This is a genomic window from Mycobacterium sp. NPDC050853 (assembly GCF_040653875.1).
Taxonomy (GTDB): domain Bacteria; phylum Actinomycetota; class Actinomycetes; order Mycobacteriales; family Mycobacteriaceae; genus Mycobacterium.
In genome coordinates this window covers 151267-168507 of record NZ_JBFAGW010000007.1, presented here as the reverse complement: position 1 = coordinate 168507, position 17241 = coordinate 151267, and the positions used below count along the sequence as shown (strand labels likewise).

At 64.0% G+C, this 17241-nt stretch carries 17 protein-coding genes; 7 read left to right on the top strand and 10 right to left on the bottom strand.

Translation table 11 applies throughout. The features are described from left to right. Positions 1–1035 (top strand): ABC transporter substrate-binding protein, encoded by a 1035-nt coding sequence (locus AB0H22_RS20920; RefSeq protein WP_358148649.1) that lies wholly within the window; start codon positions 1–3, stop codon positions 1033–1035. 3 nt (positions 1036–1038) lie between these two features. Here AB0H22_RS20920 and nadC read toward each other — a convergent pair whose 3' ends face one another. The 3 genes from nadC to nadA are packed head-to-tail and all read right to left on the bottom strand — an operon-like array spanning position 1039 to position 4483. Continuing rightward, complete coding sequence (gene nadC / locus AB0H22_RS20915; protein ID WP_358148647.1) at positions 1039–1905, bottom strand: carboxylating nicotinate-nucleotide diphosphorylase; 867 nt, start codon at positions 1903–1905, stop codon at positions 1039–1041. Continuing rightward, positions 1899–3452: an L-aspartate oxidase gene (locus AB0H22_RS20910; protein WP_358148644.1), complete on the bottom strand. Its 1554-nt coding sequence runs from the start codon at positions 3450–3452 to the stop codon at positions 1899–1901. Before AB0H22_RS20910 ends, nadC begins: the two co-directional genes overlap by 7 nt. Positions 3453–3454: 2 nt before the next feature. Beyond that, complete coding sequence (nadA, locus tag AB0H22_RS20905) at positions 3455–4483, bottom strand: quinolinate synthase NadA (RefSeq protein WP_180749962.1); 1029 nt, start codon at positions 4481–4483, stop codon at positions 3455–3457. Between the two features lie 83 nt (positions 4484–4566). Here nadA and AB0H22_RS20900 point away from each other — a divergent pair, with 83 nt between their 5' ends. Further along, positions 4567–5274: an NUDIX domain-containing protein gene (locus AB0H22_RS20900; RefSeq protein ID WP_180749961.1), complete on the top strand. Its 708-nt coding sequence runs from the start codon at positions 4567–4569 to the stop codon at positions 5272–5274. 64 nt (positions 5275–5338) lie between these two features. Beyond that, positions 5339–6661, top strand: coding sequence for a lipase family protein (locus tag AB0H22_RS20895; RefSeq protein ID WP_358148641.1), 1323 nt, complete (start codon positions 5339–5341; stop codon positions 6659–6661). Between the two features lie 7 nt (positions 6662–6668). Here AB0H22_RS20895 and AB0H22_RS20890 read toward each other — a convergent pair whose 3' ends face one another. After that, positions 6669–7205 carry a TetR/AcrR family transcriptional regulator gene (locus AB0H22_RS20890; protein WP_358148639.1) on the bottom strand — a complete coding sequence of 179 codons (537 nt, stop codon included), beginning with the start codon at positions 7203–7205 and terminating at the stop codon, positions 6669–6671. A gap of 81 nt (positions 7206–7286) precedes the next feature. On the opposite strand from AB0H22_RS20890, the gene AB0H22_RS20885 reads away from it, so the two are divergent. Further along, on the top strand, positions 7287–8510 hold the full coding sequence (locus tag AB0H22_RS20885) for an FAD-dependent monooxygenase (protein ID WP_358148637.1): 1224 nt from the start codon (positions 7287–7289) through the stop codon (positions 8508–8510). 144 nt (positions 8511–8654) lie between these two features. After that, entirely contained in the window at positions 8655–10286 is a 1632-nt protein-coding gene (locus tag AB0H22_RS20880) for a hypothetical protein (protein ID WP_358148635.1), read from the top strand. Here the strand turns inward: AB0H22_RS20880 and AB0H22_RS20875 are convergent. After that, positions 10283–11203 (bottom strand): LysR family transcriptional regulator, encoded by a 921-nt coding sequence (locus tag AB0H22_RS20875; RefSeq protein WP_180749956.1) that lies wholly within the window; start codon positions 11201–11203, stop codon positions 10283–10285. The genes AB0H22_RS20880 and AB0H22_RS20875 overlap by 4 nt on opposite strands. Positions 11204–11268: 65 nt before the next feature. Between AB0H22_RS20875 and AB0H22_RS20870 the strand changes: the two genes are divergently transcribed. Continuing rightward, complete coding sequence (locus AB0H22_RS20870) at positions 11269–12753, top strand: malate:quinone oxidoreductase (protein WP_358148633.1); 1485 nt, start codon at positions 11269–11271, stop codon at positions 12751–12753. Here the strand turns inward: AB0H22_RS20870 and AB0H22_RS20865 are convergent. The 3 genes from AB0H22_RS20865 to bioB are packed head-to-tail and all read right to left on the bottom strand — an operon-like array spanning position 12750 to position 14679. Further along, positions 12750–13427 carry a DUF2567 domain-containing protein gene (locus AB0H22_RS20865; RefSeq protein ID WP_358148630.1) on the bottom strand — a complete coding sequence of 226 codons (678 nt, stop codon included), beginning with the start codon at positions 13425–13427 and terminating at the stop codon, positions 12750–12752. The two genes, AB0H22_RS20870 and AB0H22_RS20865, sit on opposite strands and share 4 nt — an antisense overlap. Further along, positions 13424–13651 (bottom strand): hypothetical protein, encoded by a 228-nt coding sequence (locus AB0H22_RS20860; protein WP_358148627.1) that lies wholly within the window; start codon positions 13649–13651, stop codon positions 13424–13426. The genes AB0H22_RS20865 and AB0H22_RS20860 overlap by 4 nt, the downstream gene beginning before the upstream one ends. A gap of 17 nt (positions 13652–13668) precedes the next feature. Further along, the gene (bioB, locus tag AB0H22_RS20855) at positions 13669–14679 is read right to left on the bottom strand and encodes a biotin synthase BioB (protein WP_180750346.1); all 1011 of its coding nucleotides are present in this window, start codon (positions 14677–14679) and stop codon (positions 13669–13671) included. Between the two features lie 76 nt (positions 14680–14755). Here bioB and AB0H22_RS20850 point away from each other — a divergent pair, with 76 nt between their 5' ends. Further along, complete coding sequence (locus AB0H22_RS20850; RefSeq protein ID WP_180749952.1) at positions 14756–15400, top strand: TetR family transcriptional regulator; 645 nt, start codon at positions 14756–14758, stop codon at positions 15398–15400. Here the strand turns inward: AB0H22_RS20850 and bioD are convergent. Further along, the gene (bioD, locus tag AB0H22_RS20845; protein WP_358148625.1) at positions 15393–16076 is read right to left on the bottom strand and encodes a dethiobiotin synthase; all 684 of its coding nucleotides are present in this window, start codon (positions 16074–16076) and stop codon (positions 15393–15395) included. The genes AB0H22_RS20850 and bioD overlap by 8 nt on opposite strands. Further along, a complete protein-coding gene (locus tag AB0H22_RS20840; protein WP_180749950.1) occupies positions 16073–17215 on the bottom strand; it encodes an 8-amino-7-oxononanoate synthase in 1143 nt (380 codons plus the stop codon). Before AB0H22_RS20840 ends, bioD begins: the two co-directional genes overlap by 4 nt. Between the last annotated feature and the right edge of the window lie 26 nt (positions 17216–17241).

The window sequence follows — 17241 nt, the reverse complement described above, 5'->3', positions numbered from 1 at the left end:
ATGAGAAAACCTGCACTTGTGCTGATTCTCGTCGCCGCGGTGTTCCTCGGTGCCGGATGCCGCGACTCCCGACACATCCCCATGGCCAATGGCAGACCGCAGGTCACCATCATGGTGGGCGGGCTGGAGAAGATCATCTACCTACCGGCGATGCTCACCCAGCAGCTCGGTTACTTCAAGAGCAACGATATCGACGTCACACTGCTCAGCGAGCAGTCCGGGGCCACCGCCGAGACCGCGCTCCTGACCGGTGATGTGCAGGCGGTGGTCGGGTTCTACGACCACACCATCGACCTGCAGGCCAAGGAGCAGTGCATCACCTCGGTGGTTCAGATGGCGGACGTTCCGGGCGAGGTGGAGCTGGTGTCTGCCAAGGACGCCGCCGTCATCACCTCGCCCGCCGACTTCCGCGGCAAGAACCTCGGCGTCACCTCGCTGGGATCTTCCACCGACTTCTTGACGCAGGCCCTGGCCGGACAGGCAGCACTGAACACCGCCGACTACAACCGCGTGAAGGTGGGCGCCGGCCAGACATTCATCGCCGGTATGAATCACGACGGAATCGATGCGGGAATGACCACCGATCCAACGGTGGCGCAGATGGTGAACTCGGGCCAGGCGAAGGTCCTCGTCGACATGCGCACCGAAGCTGGGACCCGTAAGGCCCTCGGCGGCCTGTACCCGTCGACTTCCCTCTACATGCGGTGCGACACGGTGCAGGCGCATCCGGAGATCGTGCAGAAGCTGGTGACGTCGTTCGTCCAGACGCTGAGGTGGATCAAACAGCATTCGCCCGCGCAGATCGCGGACAACATGCCACGTCAGTACGCTAGCGCAAACAGGGACCTGTATCTCCAGTCGATCGCCGATTCCATCGGCATGTTCAACGGCGACGGGATGATGAAATCCGAAGGCGCACAAAACGCACTGCGTATTCTTGGCATGTACTCCAAGAACGTGGCTCCCGTGAAGCACCGGATCGACATCAAGGCGACCTACACGACGAAGTTCGCGGAAGCCGCACCCCGAGACTGAGGCTTACATATCCAAACCGATGTCGAGGACTCGCGCGGAGTGCGTCAACGCACCCACCGCCAGGTAGTCGACACCCGTCTTGGCGTACGCGGCAGCGGTTTCCAACGAAAGCCCGCCGGAGGACTCCAACCTGAGCTGTGGTGCGTAAGCATCCCGGCGCTGCGCCGCCACCTGGGTCTGCCAGACGGGAAAGTTGTCAAGAAGCACCAACTCCGCACCCTCGGTCATCACCTCGTCGAGCTGTTCCAACGAGTCGACCTCGACCTCGACCTCGATATTCGGTGCGACCGCGCGCACGGCCCGCAACGCGGCCACCACCGAGCCTGCGGCTGCCACGTGGTTGTCTTTGATGAGTGCCGCATCACCGAGGCCCATCCGGTGGTTCACCCCACCTCCGGTGCGGACAGCGTATTTCTGTAGGAGGCGCAGTCCCGGAAGGGTTTTGCGAGTGTCGCGGATCTGCGCAGCCGTACCGTCGACCGCATCAACCCAGGCCGCGGTGGTGGTGGCGATACCCGAGAGGTGGCACACCAGGTTGAGCATGGTGCGCTCGGCAGTCAACAGATCGCGTGTGGGCGCGGTGACTGTGAGCAGTGCCGTTCCGGTACCGACGCGCGCGCCATCCGAGAGACGGCTCTCGACCCGGTAATTCCCCGTGCCGATAACCTCGTCCAGCACGATGAGGGCGATATCAACTCCGGCGATGACCCCGCCTTCACGTGTCACCATCGCTGCGGTGCATTCGGCGTCGACGGGCACAGTCGCCTGGCTCGTGATATCCGGTCCGTAACGCAGATCCTCCACCAGAGCGCGCTCTACTATCGAACGCGCTTCGGCGAGTTCGTGTTCCGTCAAATTTCCGATCAGCATGGCACCCCAGACGGTAGCGCAACTTCACAGCCGTCGGCGTCACGCCGCACCGAAAGGCTCACCGCAAAAGCGGGATCGGGGTCCGGCCAGTCCGAGCGGGCGTGGCACCCACGAGATTCCGTGCGCGCCGAGGCGGCGGCGACCACAGCCTGCGCGGTGAGGGTCAGCGCGGCATCCTCCACCTCACGCGGTGTCGAGGTCGACGCCGCGGCACAGGAGCGTAGTTCGGCGTCAAGCATTCTGAGACCGTCGCCATCGCGGAGCACCGACGCCCACCGGGTCATCGCCGCCTGGAGCCGCCGACGATCGAGGCGCGGCTGTGCGCGATGGCCTTCCGCGGCAATGGCTGACCGACCAGCCACCTGTGCAGCGGCCTCACCCGCACGCCTGCCCACCACAAGGCCTTCCAATAAGCTGTTGGAAGCCAACCTATTTGCGCCGTGCATGCCGGTGCGCGCGACCTCCCCCGCGGCGAACAAGCCGGGCACCGCGGTCTGGCCGTACGCATCGGTGACGACCCCACCGCAGCTGTAATGCGCCCCCGGCACCACAGGGATCCGCTGGACGGCCGGATCGATCCCGGCGGCCGCACACGCAGCGGTGATGGTCGGGAATCGGCCGGCGAAGTTGTCGATGGTGCGCGCGTCGAGATAGACGCAACGATCTCCGGTCTCACGCAGCCGCCGGGCGATCGCACCGGCCACCACATCACGGGGAGCCAGGTCGCCCATCGGATGTACCCCGCCGGTTATCGAATCCCCGCGCGCATCAACCAGAATGGCACCCTCCCCGCGGACCGCCTCACTAATGAGCGGCCGGCATCCGGTGGCCTGCGGGGTATGCAGCATGGTCGGATGGAATTGGATGAACTCAATATCGGCCACCGGCACACCCGCACGCAACGCCAGCGCGATCCCGTCCCCGGTTGATCCGTCGGGGTTGGTGGTTGCCGAATACAGATGCCCGAGACCACCAGTGGCAAGCACCACGGCGCCGGTACGGATCAGACCCAGCCCATCGCCGTTGCCGACAATCACACCGCCCACCCCGCTAGGCCCGGTAAGGACGTCGTACACCACATGACTGCGCCGGATGTCCAGCGTGGCTGCGGCGTGATCGAGTGCCCGCTGCACTTCCGCACCGGTCGCATCGCCGCCCGCATGGATGATCCGACGGGTGCTGTGCCCACCCTCGCGCGTCAACGCCCACTGGCCCAAACGCGTTTCGTCGAATCGGGCGCCGTCAGCCACCAGGTCGCGCACCGCCCGGTAACCATCCGACACGATCGACCGCACCACATCTGCGTCGCAGAGACCGGCTCCGGCCGCTAGCGTGTCGCGGACATGAGCCTCCACCGAATCGTCGGTATCGGGTAGCACCACCGCGATACCACCCTGCGCGAAATGCGTGGCGGTTGAACCGATTTTACTCAGCACCACGACGGTCCGGCCGCGTCGGTGCGCAGCCAGCGCGGCCGCCAACCCGGCTACACCCGCACCGACGACGACCACATCGGCATCAGCACTCCAAGTGGTCCCCGCCGGCATCGTCACTCTCCGCCGCCAGGCTGTCCGATCTCGATCATCCGCTGAACACTGCGCCGCGCCAACCGTGCGGTATCCGGATCGACGTGCACCTCATCGCGACCTTCGACGAGGCAGCGCAGCATCGCCGCCGGGGTGATCATCTTCATGTACTTGCATGAGGCCCGGTCGTTGACCGCCAGAAAATTCACGTCGGGTGCCGCCTTACGCAGCTGATGCAGCATGCCAACCTCGGTGGCCACCAGCACTTCTCGTGCACTCGTCGCGCGGGCGGCGTCGAGCATTCCGCCCGTCGAGAGGATCTTCACCCGGTCCTCGGGCACGGCACCCTCACCAGCGAGGTACAGAGCAGATGTCGCGCAACCGCATTCGGGGTGCACGAACAGCTCGGCGTCCGGGTGTGCGCGTGCCTGTCCCGCAAGTTCGTCACCGTTGATTCCAGCGTGCACGTGGCATTCGCCCGCCCAGATGTGCAGGTTTTGACGGCCGGTCACCCGCCTGACGTGTGCACCCAGGAACTGGTCCGGGCAGAACAGCACCTCGCGGTCCGGGTCGATCGACGCAACCACGTCGACCGCGTTCGAGGAGGTGCAGCAGATATCGGTGAGCGCCTTCACGGCCGCTGTGGTGTTGACGTACGAGACCACGACAGCGTCGGGAAATTCGGCCTTCCAGTCCCGCAGCTCGTCAGCGGTAATGGAGTCGGCAAGCGAGCACCCGGCGCGTTGATCCGGGATGAGCACCGTCTTATCCGGGCTGAGGATCTTGGCCGTCTCGGCCATGAAATGAACACCGCAGAACACGATGGTGTCTTCGGGCGCCTCCGCGGCGATGCGCGAGAGCGCCAGCGAGTCGCCGACATGGTCCGCCACGTCCTGGATTTCCGGGAGCTGGTAGTTGTGCGCAAGCAATGTGGCACCGCGCTGATCGGCCAGCCGGCGCACCTGCTCGGCCCAGCGTGCATCGCCTTCCACGCCGGTGTATCCACCGGGGCCGTCGATCACACCGTCAAGTACCACGTCAGCTGCCGTCATGGCCGCCTCCTCGCGTTCTCGGGTCTCGGTCCGCCGTCGGGCTGGGTTTGGTCGACCGAGGTTTTCGACTTATGATCGAAAACATGGTCCATACTAGCACCGAACACGAAGTGTTAGCCGTGGTGTTCCAAGTACGTCACTTCAGAGACAACACAGCCAGCACAGACAATCCCGAGCTCGCCGTGCTGCTGTGGCAACGTGCACGCGAACCGCACCGCGGTGCCTGGGCACTCCCCGGCGGCCAGGTCCGCACCGACGAGGACCTTCCCTCATCGATTCGGCGACAACTGGCCGAGAAGGTGGACGTGCGTGAGTTAGCACACCTCGAACAACTGGCCGTGTTTTCTGAACCGAACCGCGTGCCCGGTCCACGCACGATTGCCTCGACATTCCTCGGGCTTGTCCCCTTCCCCGCCACCCCCGAGCTGCCCGCCGATACCCAGTGGCATCGAGTGAGCAATCTGCCCGAGATGGCCTTCGATCACCACGTGATGGTCGCGCACGCGCATACCCGCCTGGCGGCCAAAATGTCCTACACGAACATCGGATTTACGTTGGCACCACAGGAATTCACGCTTTCGACACTTCGTGACATCTACTGCGCCACGCTGGGATATCCGGTGGACGCCACCAACCTGCAACGCGTGCTGGTGCGACGCGGGGTGCTCACCCCCACCGGGACCACCGCGCGATCGGGGCGCAGCGGAGGTCGTCCGGCCGCCCTCTATCGATTCACCGATGACCGGTACCGAGTCACCGATGAGTTTGCTGCACTACGCCCTCCCAGCTGACCCGACTAGCCTCTTAAAGTCTCCTTAGGGTATGAATGCCGAGGACCTTGAAGGGAGCGCAGGCATGGCACCCCATGAACTGGCGACATCCGGTGACGTCAAGTGGATCGGCGAGCCGCCCCACCAGGTGATCGAGCGCAGCGGGCGCCCTCTCCTGCCCACTGAGGACCCGTTCTATCTCCCGCCGCGCGGATTCGAGCACGCCGCCCCGGGCACGGTGCTGCGCACTCGTGAAGTCGAAATCGCATTTCTCGGCGTGATTCCCCAGCGGTTCACCGCAACACAGCTGCTGTACCGCAGCAATGACCTCAATCGGCGCGCGGATGCCGCAGTCACCACCGTGCTCACACCGACTGGCGCCGATCCGATGACACCAGTGCCGATCGTGTCGTACCAATGCGCCATCGATGCCGTCACCGACCGCTGTTTTCCCTCGTATGCCTTGCGCCGCGGCGCGCACGCTCTGGGCTCCTTCGCGCAGTTCGAACTGCTACTGATCGCGGCGATCCTCGATCGAGGCTGGGCGGTATCGGTGCCCGATCACGAAGGCGTCGACGGAATCTGGGGTGCACCTGAAGAACCCGGATACCGGACCCTCGACGGAATTCGGGCAGCCCTGAACTGCGACCGGCTCGGCCTGTCCCGACAGGCGCCCATCGGACTGTGGGGCTATTCCGGCGGAGGGCTCGCCACTGCCTGGGCAGCGGAGGTCAGCGCCGATTACGCACCCGAGCTCGACATCGTCGGCGCGGTGCTCGGCTCACCCGTGGGCGACTTGGGACATACCTTTCGCCGACTCAACGGTGGACTTTTCGCCGCGCTGCCGGGCCTCGTGGTCACGGCGCTATCGCATGTCTACCCCGGCCTCGAGCGAGTGATCGAGGAGCACGCGACACCCCAGGGCAAGGAGTTCCTCGCGCGACTCGAGGAAATGCCGACTTTGAAGGCCATCGTCGCCATGGCCTTCAAAGACATGGACGATCTGGTGGACCAGCCGCTGGACCAGCTCCTCGAGACACCCGAGGTGCAGCATGTCTTCGAGAGCATCAAGCTCGGTAAGACGGTGCCCACCCCGCCTGTGCTCATCATTCAGGCAGCGCATGACGAGATCATCTCGGCGTCGTGCATCGACGAGCTCGCCGATACCTACTGCGGCGGCGGCGCCAACGTCACCTACCACCGCGATCTGCTCAATGAGCACATGCTGCTGCATCCCATGTCCGCGCCCATGTCGCTGGCGTGGTTAGGTGCACGGTTCACCGGTGAAACTCTGCCCTCGGGCCCGCGCCGGACGAGCTGGCCGCTGGCGTTCAAGCCCTCGACCTACTTCGGCCTACTCAAGCTCGGCTGGCTCAGCGCCAAGGTGATCAGCGGACGTTCTCTCTAACGCCCGTTCAGCTTTCCAGCGCGGCAATGGCCGCGTCCACCGCAGCCTTCTTGACCTGCCGATGCGACCGGTCCGCGTACTCGATGGTGCAATCGGATAAGCCGCCGAGCGCAACGGTGGCGCGGATCATCTGCACCACCGACGGCTTACTGCCCGCAAGCAGCGCGATCAGCTTGCGTCGCCATTCGATCATCCACTCGCCCAGTTCGAACTGCCCCATGGTGGCCAAATCACGAACGATGATGCCCATGACCACTCGATGCGCCCACAACACGTCGAAGTAGTCCTCAAGCAGTTGGCGCGTGTCCCCGGAACCACTGGTGGCCAGAAAGGCATCCAGATCATCCACCATGGGCTGAACGATGCTCCTGACCAGCTCGTCCCGTGATGAGAAGTGGTAGTACAGAGCGGGTTTGGTGATCTCCAGACATGCCGCGATGTCCTGCAGGCTGGTATTGCGCAATCCGCGTTCGGCGAAGAGATCTCGCGCGACCTCCTGGATGCGCTCCCGGGTGTTTGTCGCCACGGATGCTTCTGGGGCCATCTCCCGATGATAGCCCCTGACTTTCCGGTCGGTAAGCAGTATGCTCGATTTTACTTACCGATCGTTAAGTAAGGAGAAGCCATGCGGATACTCATTTCGGGGGCTAGCGTCGCCGGCCCCACACTGGCCTTTTGGCTGGCGCGCTATGGATTTGACGTAGCGGTCGTCGAACGTGCGCCAACGCTCCGGAAGACCGGTGGGCACGCCGTTGATCTCTTCAAGCCGGCCATGGACATTGTCGAGAAGATGGGCGTCCTCGAATCGATTATGGCCCACGAGACAGGCGCCGCGATCATCGCGATGCACCGGGAAGGTCACCCAGGTGTGGTTGAGATCCCCCAAGGAGGGATCTTCGCGTCGGTGTCGCAACGTCACGTGGAAATCATGCGCGACGAACTCAGCGAGATCCTGTACAACGCTAGCCTTTCCACTGCGGAGTACATTTTCGATGACTCAATAACCTCGCTATCGCAGGACGGTACCGGAGTCGACGTCACCTTCGAGAAGGGATCCGATCGTCGGTTCGACCTTGTCATCGGCGCAGATGGCTTGCACTCGAACGTTCGGAGCTTGGTCTTTGGCCCCGAATCCACCTACGCACATTGGCTTGGCGAGTACCTGGCAGTCGCATCGATACCCAACTACCTCGGCCTACGCGACCGTTCGTTAATGTCCTTGCAGGTCAACCGGATTGCAGGCATGTATAGCGCCGCCCAGCTTCCCGATGCCCGAGCGATCTTCCTTTTCCGGCCACCCGAACCACTGGAGTACCACCACCGCGATTTCGATCGACAAAAGACGCTCCTACATGCGGTTTACCAGAACTTTGGCTGGGAAGTGCCACGGCTACTCGCCGCGGTCAGCGAGTCCGAAATGTTCTACATGGACTCCATCACCCAGCTCCGAATGGACACCTGGTCAAAGGGTCGAGTGACACTCGTCGGCGATGCCGGTTACTGCCCCGGCCCTGCGGTGGGTGGCAGCACCAGCCTCGCGGTCGTCGGTGCATATGTGCTGGCTGGAGAAATCGCCACCGCCGCAGGCGATCACACACTGGCCTATCCAGCGTATGAAGCCGCGTTGGCCGAATACGTACGGGGCAGTCGCCGAATGGCACTCACCGCAGCCAAGACCATAGTCCCAAGCAGCCGGTTTGGTGTGTGGGCAGTTATACAGGGCGCCCGAGCTATCGGACATTTGCCAGAATCCGTGGCCCACATGCTTTCCCGGGCAGGCTCCACGACGCGATTCAGCATCCACGATAACGTTCATACCAAGGACTATCAGGGCATGCTGCGAAGGTAGCGACGAAAATCGCACCAGCTACACAGCCCTGCAACGCAATTGGACACCATCGTTGTCACATTGCTGGCCGACACCGGGTCACACGGGTTCGCGATTCGTCCGCCGCTGCCACGTACGCTGCTTCGATACCTACAGAGGAGTGAGATGGACCGGACTGCCAATCCATTGTTCAAGGCGGGCATGGCCGCTATCGCCGTTACTACCTTGGTCGTCGCACCGACGGTCATCCGGCCCGCACCGCACGCAATCTCACTGCCCGATATCCGATCCGCTTCGATTCGGCTGAGCTCGTTCGCATTCACGCCGCGGGTCGCCGACACCTCACCGAGCGCGGTCAGGGCGCTGAGATTCGCGCTGCCACCCGTCGCCTCCGAGGCGGCGAACGTGTCGACAAACCCACATGGGCTTGCCCCGATCACCCAGCTCGCACCCTCGGTGTCGCCGCGTACAGCAGCGGCCCAGTCCCCTGCCGCCATCGGTGCGCCGTCGCGATCCGGCATTTCTGCCGCGGTCGCGCCCGTACCCGGTGTCGCGAACTCGATCACCAACGGCATCGATCAGGCCTACCAGTTCATCCAATACTGGGTGGATTACGGCGTAGACCTGGCGCAGTGGGGCGCCGGATTTGTTCCCGTGATCGGCGGACTGGTCAGTGCACAGATCGGCATCGTCTACGACAATCTCGTTCGCCCCATCGCGAACAGCTTCGTCTACAACCTCGTCAACCCGATCATCAACGACCCCAGCTTCTCCAACATCGTCAATTCGTTCGGGCAGTTCGGCGGCGCCATCGTCAACTCCGTCATCAATTTCGCGTGGGCAGAAGCGCGTTATTTCCTGCCGCCACTGCCACCGCTTCCCGGTCTCGCCGCCCAGGCAGCGCCGAACGCCGTCAGCGCTCTGCCCGCCGACATTCATGAGGCATTGGCGCCGATCACCAAGGCCATCAAGGATGCGCAGGCACACTTCGCCGATGCACTGGGTCTGCCCAAAATCGAGCACGCGCTGGTGAGCGCCGAAAAGCCCGCTACCGAAGCAGAAACCACTACAGAACCGGGCACGGAATCTGCGAAGGATTCAACCAAAGAAGACGTTAAGAACACCGCAACGAGTGTCGCTTCCGACACCAGGACACCCTCAGACACTCAGGCCGCGAAGGATTCCGCCGAGGCCACGGCACACGTCAAGGACAAGAACACAGGTGCCGTCGCCAACGAAGAGAAGACCAAAGAGGCGGACAAAGAGGACGTCAAGGATGCCGCTGCCGACGGTACACAGAACTCCCCCAAAGACGGCGCACCATCCGGAGCGGTGATTGGCGCGAAGGGATCGCCCGGCGAAACGACCAAGGGCACCACGCCGACGAAAGACACCGGGGATGCTAAGGATTCAGGGAAGGACGCCAAGCCTCCCGCCGGAGTCGTGACCAAGGTCAAGCCGAAGGTCCCCGCCCCTAGCACCACTGAGCATGGCACCGTCAGCGCGCAGGGCACCGTCCGCGGTTCAGCGTCACAATCGACGACCGGGCAATCCACTACGGGCAAGAGTGACTCACCCGGGACCACATCGTCCGGGCCCTCTTCGTCAGCGTCCAAATCTTCGGCGGCCACGACGCCGGATACCACGACAAAGGTTTCCGACACGAAGACCTCAGATACGAAGTCAGCGGGCACCACATCAACGCACGACTCTACGAGCAAGCCCTCGGGCGCCGCGAGTAGCTCGCCCAAATCCGGTGGCGACGGTTCCAAGTCGGGAGCGGGCAGCCACGATTAGTCGTTGGTTGTCACTACATTGTTGACGGCGCTCGGCGAGAAGTGTTGGAGTAGAAAGTCGTTCAGTCGACAGGTGGATGCTGCGCGGGTGGTTGTTCCCCACGCCAGAGCGATAGAACGGCGATAACCACTGCCGGCGAGCGGTACTTCGGTAATACCGGGTGGAGTGCGGTCGTCATGAGGCAACAGCGCAATACCAAGGCCACGACTGATGAGTTCACGGATGGTGCCGAATTCGCTGACTTCGATGGCGATATTCGGGGTGTATCCCGCTTCACGGCACCATGTTTCGGTGAGTTGGCGAAGGTTGTAGCTGGGCGGGTTGGCGATGAAGGTTTCGCCCACCAACTCGTCCAGATGTAGTTCGGTGGCGACGGCAAGTCGGTGGTCTGCGGGCACCGCGACATGGATGTGTTGGGTGCCGATTGTGGTGTGGTGCAGGCGCTCGGGTGCCGGAATCACGATGGCCAGGTCGAGGTGGCCGGTCAGCAGCTCTGCGCCGAGTTCGGTGCCGTGTGCCTGCTTGAGGCGTACTCGGATGCCTGGGTGTCGATGCCGGAAGGCGGCGAGAAGGTCGGGGACGTGACCCGAGCCCATCGTGAGGGGGAACCCGAAGCGCACAGTGCCGTGCTCCGGATCCGCGTCGCCGCTGAGCTCGGCAAGTGTCTGGTCTAGTTCGGCAAGTGGTTCACGCGCACGCAAAGCCAGACGTTGCGCCTCGGGTGTGAGGCGCACTGTTCTGCCGTCATGAATGAGCAGTGGCACTCCCAGAGCCGTCTGCAACGCGTGAATCCGTCGACTCATCGATGACTGCGGAATATCGAGTGCGACCGCCGCCTGAGTCATATGCCCGTCATGGGCAGCCAGCTCAACCAGGGCCCGCAACTGTGGTGCGAGCTGCGATGTCCAACTATCCATTATCGGATGCTACTCCTCCAATCATTCATTGGACGGAACGAATGTCGGCGGTAGATGGTGGCTGTATGACCAGATCCCGGAAGGCTCCCCGCGTATCTCACGAAGATGCCGATGTCGTGCTGATCGGCGGCGGCATCATGTCTGCCACCTTGGGCTCGATGCTGTCGATACTGGCACCCGAGTGGCGAATTGTGCTGTTGGAGAGGGCCGATGCGCTGGCCACCGAAAGCAGCGATCCCTGGAACAATGCGGGCACCGGGCACACCGGATTCTGCGAGCTCAACTACATGCCAGATCCCGCAGACGGTGCGAAGCCCACGGCGATCGCTCGACAATTTCATCTCAGCCGCCAGTGGTGGTCCTACCTTGCCGAGAACGCACTGCTGGATCCGGATGCGTACATTCACTCCGCCGCGCATATGGCGGTGGTCTTCGGACGCGACGATGTCGACTATCTGCGACGACGATACGAAACGCTGTCCGCTGATCCGATGTTCACCGGCATGCAGTTCACCGAGGATCCCACCACCATCGACCAATGGGCACCACTGGTGATGCGCGGACGCGTACCGGGTGAGCCCATCGCCGCCACCCACCACCCCGACGGGACTGATATCGACTTCGGTGCGCTCACCCGGGGACTTACTCGGATCATCACCGACCGCGGCGGTCACGTACACCTGGGCCATGAGGTCCGCGCCCTCAACCGGACCGGCAACGGTTCCTGGATGGTGACTGGTCGAAACTGCGACGGCGACTACATGATCCGTGGGCGCATGGTGTTCGTCGGCGCTGGCGGACAGGCGCTGCGATTACTACAACGAGCACGCCTTCCCGAGGTGCGCGGATACGCGGTTTTGCCCGTCGGCGCCGCATTCCTGCGGTGCGAGGACCTCACCGTTGCCGGCCAGCACCGGACCAAGGTGTACGGGCAAGCCCCCGTCGGGGCACCACCGATGTCGGTACCGCACCTAGACAAACGCATTGTCGAGGGTCTGCCGTATCTCATGTTCGGGCCATATGCGACGTTCAGCACCAGGCTGCTGAAACACGGGCGATGGACCGAGTTCTTCACGACCGTGCGCTGGCACAACGTGCACGTAATCGCGGCCGCACTCATCCAGAATCTGGCACTGATCAGATATCTCATCGCCCAACTCGCGGCGGGCTCACGACAACGGCTAGCGCAGTTGCGTCGGTACTACCCGGACGCCAATCCTGGCGATTGGGAACTTATCCCAGCAGGTCAACGAGCGCAGCTCATTACCCCCGACCCCCGACGTGTCGGAGTGCTTCAACAAGGCACCGAACTCGTCGTCGGCGCCGATGACACCATCGCGGGACTACTCGGTGCATCTCCGGGCGCATCCACTGCAGTCCCCATCATGCTTAACCTCCTGCAACGCTGCTTTCCCGATCAATGGCGGACGTCGTGGCAGACCACGATGATCAAGGCAATCCCCAGCATCGGAGATGTCGACTGGGATACAGCGGCGGTTAGTGATTCAGTTCGGGCGACCGCGCGCTCACTGCACCTCGAAACAACCTAGGCCGTCGAGTTAGCGCCTTCCACGGGCGGCAAGGGCACCGGGGCCCGATAGAGGGGCGTCGGTGCGGGTGGCCAGGCGTCGAGATCGTCACGCGCACAGGCGGCTACACAGAACATGTAGATGACCGCCGCGAGGCACGGGGCCAGCGCGAGCGTGACGGCAATTTGGGTCGGCGTGTGACCGTAGAACACCGCGGGAGCTTCCACGACGTACTTGATCCGGTGCCCCTCTTCGAGCTGAGCGGCTGCGATATCGAATGCGCCATAACGCAATCGGACCAGTGCGGCGCCGACTCCCGCCGCCACCGCCGAGGATGCCAAGGCACCCAAGGTAATCGCACACGCCATCATCGGGCCGCGATGCGCCCTCCATTGCCAGGCGGCAGCCGACACGATCACGGCCACCACCGCGGACATCCCGGTCAGCATGGTGGTGGCAATAAAGAAATTGTCTGCCTGGTTGCCCAGATGCACAAACACCCGGCCGTTATCACGGGTGTCGGCGATGGCTCCGTGTGCGCCCGGAGCGATTACGCTCCACAACGCCCCCACCAACGCGCCGGCAGCGGTAAGTCCGCCGAAGACGAGTGCTGCCGCGCGAAGATGCGAAAGGCGCGGAGCGGCAGCCTGATCCACGACGCTCATCGGGACCTGATGCTCTTCGCTCGCGCTCATCGCTGCTCGAGCTGCTTGGAGTCCGCCTCGCCGTGACGCGAACATTTGGCGCGCCAGCCGTCGGGACGAACCTGCACGATCATCCGTCGTCCGCATGCCGCACAGAACCGAGGAGGCTCCAAGCCCAACTGTGCGGCCGTCGGCATGGACAACCCGGTCGAGCCCTCGATTTTCGCCCCGGTGTACACGTTGTACTCACCGGCGTCCACCGGTTCAGTACCCATCACATAGAGAGTATTGGTCACAGGCTGCTGTTGAGTGCCTTGATCGGCATCTGCAGATCAACGAGCAGCTCCAGGTCCGCCTCGGCCGGACGGCCCAGTGTCGTCAGGTAGTTGCCGACGATGACGGCGTTGATACCGCCCAGAATGCCCTGCTTGGCGCCCAGATCACCCAGGGTGATCTCACGCCCGCCGGCGAACCGCAGTATGGTTCGCGGCAGCGCCAGACGGAATGCGGCGACTGCACGCAACGCGTCCGAGGCCGGGAGCACCTCCAGATCGCCGAAAGGCGTTCCGGGGCGCGGGTTCAGGAAGTTCAGCGGAACCTCGTCGGGTTCCAGCTCCGCCAGGTTCGCGGCGAATTCGGCGCGCTGCTCCAAGGTTTCACCCATGCCGAGAATGCCGCCGCAGCAGACCTCCATGCCGGCTTCGCGGACCATCCTGAGGGTGTCCCAGCGCTCCTCCCAGCTGTGGGTGGTCACCACGTTCGGGAAGTGCGACTTGGCGGTTTCAAGGTTGTGGTTGTACCGGTGCACGCCCATCGCCGACAGGCGGTCTACCTGCTCCTGGGTAAGCATGCCCAGCGAGCAGGCGATCTGGATGTCGACCTCGTTGCGAATGGCTTCGATACCGGCCGCAACCTGAGCGAGCAGCCGCTCGTCGGGTCCGCGGACGGCCGCCACGATGCAGAACTCGGTCGCGCCGGACTTCGCGGTCTGCTTGGCGGCCTCGACCAGGCTCGGAATATCGAGCCAGGCACTGCGTACAGGGGATGCGAATAGACCGGACTGCGAACAGAAATGGCAGTCCTCGGGGCAACCACCGGTTTTGAGGCTGATGATGCCCTCGACCTCGACCTCCGGGCCGCACCACTGCATCCGGACGTCGTGAGCGAGAGCGAGTAGCTCTTCCAGCCGGTCGTCGGGAAGCTGGAGCACCCTCAGCACCTGGTCCTGGGTCAGGCCAACGCCTTGCTCGAGGACCTGCTCACGGGCGATCGCCAGTATGTCGCGGTCGGTACCCTCCGCCACGGTGCCTACTTCGGCTGCTTGCGTCACGCAGCGCTCCTCACGTCGATCTCATCCTGAACGGTGTTCAGGTTAGAGTATGGCCATCAGTGAGCCAAACAAGGCGGGGCGTTCGTCCCCGCTGAACCGACACGACCTGGTCCACAGGGCGACCGCGATCCTCGACGATTACGGGATCGCGGACCTGACCATGCGCCGACTGGCCCGCGAGCTCGATATCGCGCCCAGCGCCCTGTACTGGCATTTCGCGAATAAGCAGCAGTTGCTCGGCGCGGTCGCCGACCACGTGCTGGCGCCACTGGCCGAAACAGATCGCCGTGACTCGGCCTGGCAGCTGCGCATTGAGTTTCTATGCACCGCGCTGCGCGATGCGCTGCTCTCGCACAAGGACGGGGCCGAACTGGTGTCGGCGAGTTTCGCCTCCGGGCAGACGTCCCACATGATCACGGTGCTCGGACGCCTTGCCGATGCCGCCGTGACCGCGGGGCTGGAAGTGATTCCTGCCAAACTCGCCGCCCGCAGCATCACCTACTACGTGCTGGGGTATGTCGCCGACGAACAGTCCAGACTGCAATGGGACTCGGCCGGGGCGCTCGAAGACGGCCAATCATTTCTCGCGGACGGCACAGGCCTCGCCGACCCCACCGCACAGTTCGGTTTCGGGGTCCGCCTTCTGGTCGACGGAATCGGTCAACTGGCCCGTCAGTCCAGCACGATCAGTTAGAGGCCACGAGCTCGGCCACCCACTGAGGATCGAAGAGCGCAACGCTCATCTCGCTAAACACCGCAGGCATCAAACGTGATGCCCCCTCCGGAACCACGGCGCGCACAGGCGTCTTGAAGTGGCTCGCCAAGTCGTCACGATTGAGCCGTTGCGCCAAATCGGGCTCCGCCGGGAAACTCCCCACCACCAGCCCCGCACAAGGAACCGACTGTGCCGCAAGGGCTTCCATTGTCAAGGCGGTGTGGTTGAGGGTGCCGAGATCTGCCGTAGTGACCACCAGTACCGGCGCGTCGAGATGAATCGCCAGATCGCGCAGGGTCACCCCGTCGGCGCCCAGCTCGACCAACAGTCCCCCGGCGCCCTCGACGAGCGTGAGTGCACCCGGACGATCCAACCGATAGATCGCCTGCGCCATCTCCACCCGATCCAGCAGCCGCATACCGGCCCGATTAGCCGCAACGACCGGCGTGAGCGGCTCGGGATAGGACGCGAACGTCTCGACCCGGGTCACACCCGACAATCGGGCAACCTCGTCGGCGTCACGGTCGTCGCCGGTCTGAACCGGCTTGCAGACCGTCACCGTGATTCCCTGGCTCACCGCCGCAGCGGCCAACGCCGCCGTCGCCACGGTCTTCCCCACCCCGGTCGATGTCCCGGTGACCAGCAGGACGGTCACTGTCGGGCCAGTGCCAGCACGTCGGCGAGCACCTCGCGCACGCGGTCCATATCGGCCTCGGTGAGCGAGGCACGGGCCGTCAGGCGCAGCAGCGACTGCCCCTCGGGAACTGATGGCGGGCGGAAGCAGCCCACCCGAACACCTTGCTCAAGACATGCTTTGGCCGCGTTGAACGCGATCTCGGGATCACCGAGAATCACCGGCACCACTGCCGATTCCGGCCGATGCGCCAACCCGCACCAATCGCCCAACGTGGCGGCGTGATCGAGGACGGCTTGCACTCGCTCGGGTTCCACAGCCATCAACCGCAGAGCCGCCAGTGCCGCTCCGGCCGCGGCCGGAGCCAGCCCGGTATCAAATATGAACGGGCGAGCAGCGTCGATGAGGTGGGCACGAATCGCCTCAGGTCCCAGGACTGCCCCGCCCTGGCTGCCCAGCGCCTTGGAGAGTGTGACGGTCACGACGAGATCGTCGGCACCTGAAAGACCGGCCTCGGCCACCAGGCCACGTCCCCCGACTCCGCGCACCCCCAGCCCGTGCGCCTCGTCAACCAGTAGCACCGCGCCATGGCTGTGGCTCACCGCGTGAAGCTCGTTTAACGGCGCCAGCGCACCGTCCGCACTGAAGACCGAGTCGGTGAGCACCAACGCACGCTTCTCGGGGCGCTGCGCCAGGGCTTGAGCGACCGCCTGCACGTCGCGGTGCGGGGTCACGACCACCCGCGCCCGCGACAGCCGACACGCGTCGATCAACGAGGCGTGGGTGCGCGCGTCGGAAACAATGAGCGTTCCAGGTCCTGAAAGTGCCACCACCGCACCGAGATTGGCGGTGTATCCGGATGAGAACACCAGCGCAGACTCGGCGCCCATGAAGGTCGCCAGTTCGTGCTCGAGCTCCTCGTGCAGCTCGGTATTGCCGGTGACCAGGCGCGATCCTGTGGATCCGGCGCCCCACAGCCGCAATGCCTCGATGCCGGCGTCGATGACCTGCGGGTGTCGCGCCAGGCCCAGGTAATCATTGGATGCCAGGTCAATCTCGGGCTCGGCCGCACTGCGGGTACGGAGCCGTCGACGCAATCCCGCGGCTTCACGCTGACGCTCGACCTCGGCCAGCCAGGCAAGCGGTGATGTCGGACCCACCGGGCCTCCTCTCCTGAACGGTGTTC

Coding starts and splice junctions, on each gene's coding strand:
- AB0H22_RS20920 (WP_358148649.1), top strand. CDS start 1: ATGAGAAAACCTGCACTTGTGCTGATTCTCGTCGCCGCGGTGTTCCTC.
- nadC (WP_358148647.1), bottom strand. CDS start 1,905: ATGCTGATCGGAAATTTGACGGAACACGAACTCGCCGAAGCGCGTTCG.
- AB0H22_RS20910 (WP_358148644.1), bottom strand. CDS start 3,452: ATGCCGGCGGGGACCACTTGGAGTGCTGATGCCGATGTGGTCGTCGTC.
- nadA (WP_180749962.1), bottom strand. CDS start 4,483: ATGACGGCAGCTGACGTGGTACTTGACGGTGTGATCGACGGCCCCGGT.
- AB0H22_RS20900 (WP_180749961.1), top strand. CDS start 4,567: ATGGTCCATACTAGCACCGAACACGAAGTGTTAGCCGTGGTGTTCCAA.
- AB0H22_RS20895 (WP_358148641.1), top strand. CDS start 5,339: ATGGCACCCCATGAACTGGCGACATCCGGTGACGTCAAGTGGATCGGC.
- AB0H22_RS20890 (WP_358148639.1), bottom strand. CDS start 7,205: ATGGCCCCAGAAGCATCCGTGGCGACAAACACCCGGGAGCGCATCCAG.
- AB0H22_RS20885 (WP_358148637.1), top strand. CDS start 7,287: ATGCGGATACTCATTTCGGGGGCTAGCGTCGCCGGCCCCACACTGGCC.
- AB0H22_RS20880 (WP_358148635.1), top strand. CDS start 8,655: ATGGACCGGACTGCCAATCCATTGTTCAAGGCGGGCATGGCCGCTATC.
- AB0H22_RS20875 (WP_180749956.1), bottom strand. CDS start 11,203: ATGGATAGTTGGACATCGCAGCTCGCACCACAGTTGCGGGCCCTGGTT.
- AB0H22_RS20870 (WP_358148633.1), top strand. CDS start 11,269: ATGACCAGATCCCGGAAGGCTCCCCGCGTATCTCACGAAGATGCCGAT.
- AB0H22_RS20865 (WP_358148630.1), bottom strand. CDS start 13,427: ATGAGCGCGAGCGAAGAGCATCAGGTCCCGATGAGCGTCGTGGATCAG.
- AB0H22_RS20860 (WP_358148627.1), bottom strand. CDS start 13,651: ATGGGTACTGAACCGGTGGACGCCGGTGAGTACAACGTGTACACCGGG.
- AB0H22_RS20850 (WP_180749952.1), top strand. CDS start 14,756: ATGGCCATCAGTGAGCCAAACAAGGCGGGGCGTTCGTCCCCGCTGAAC.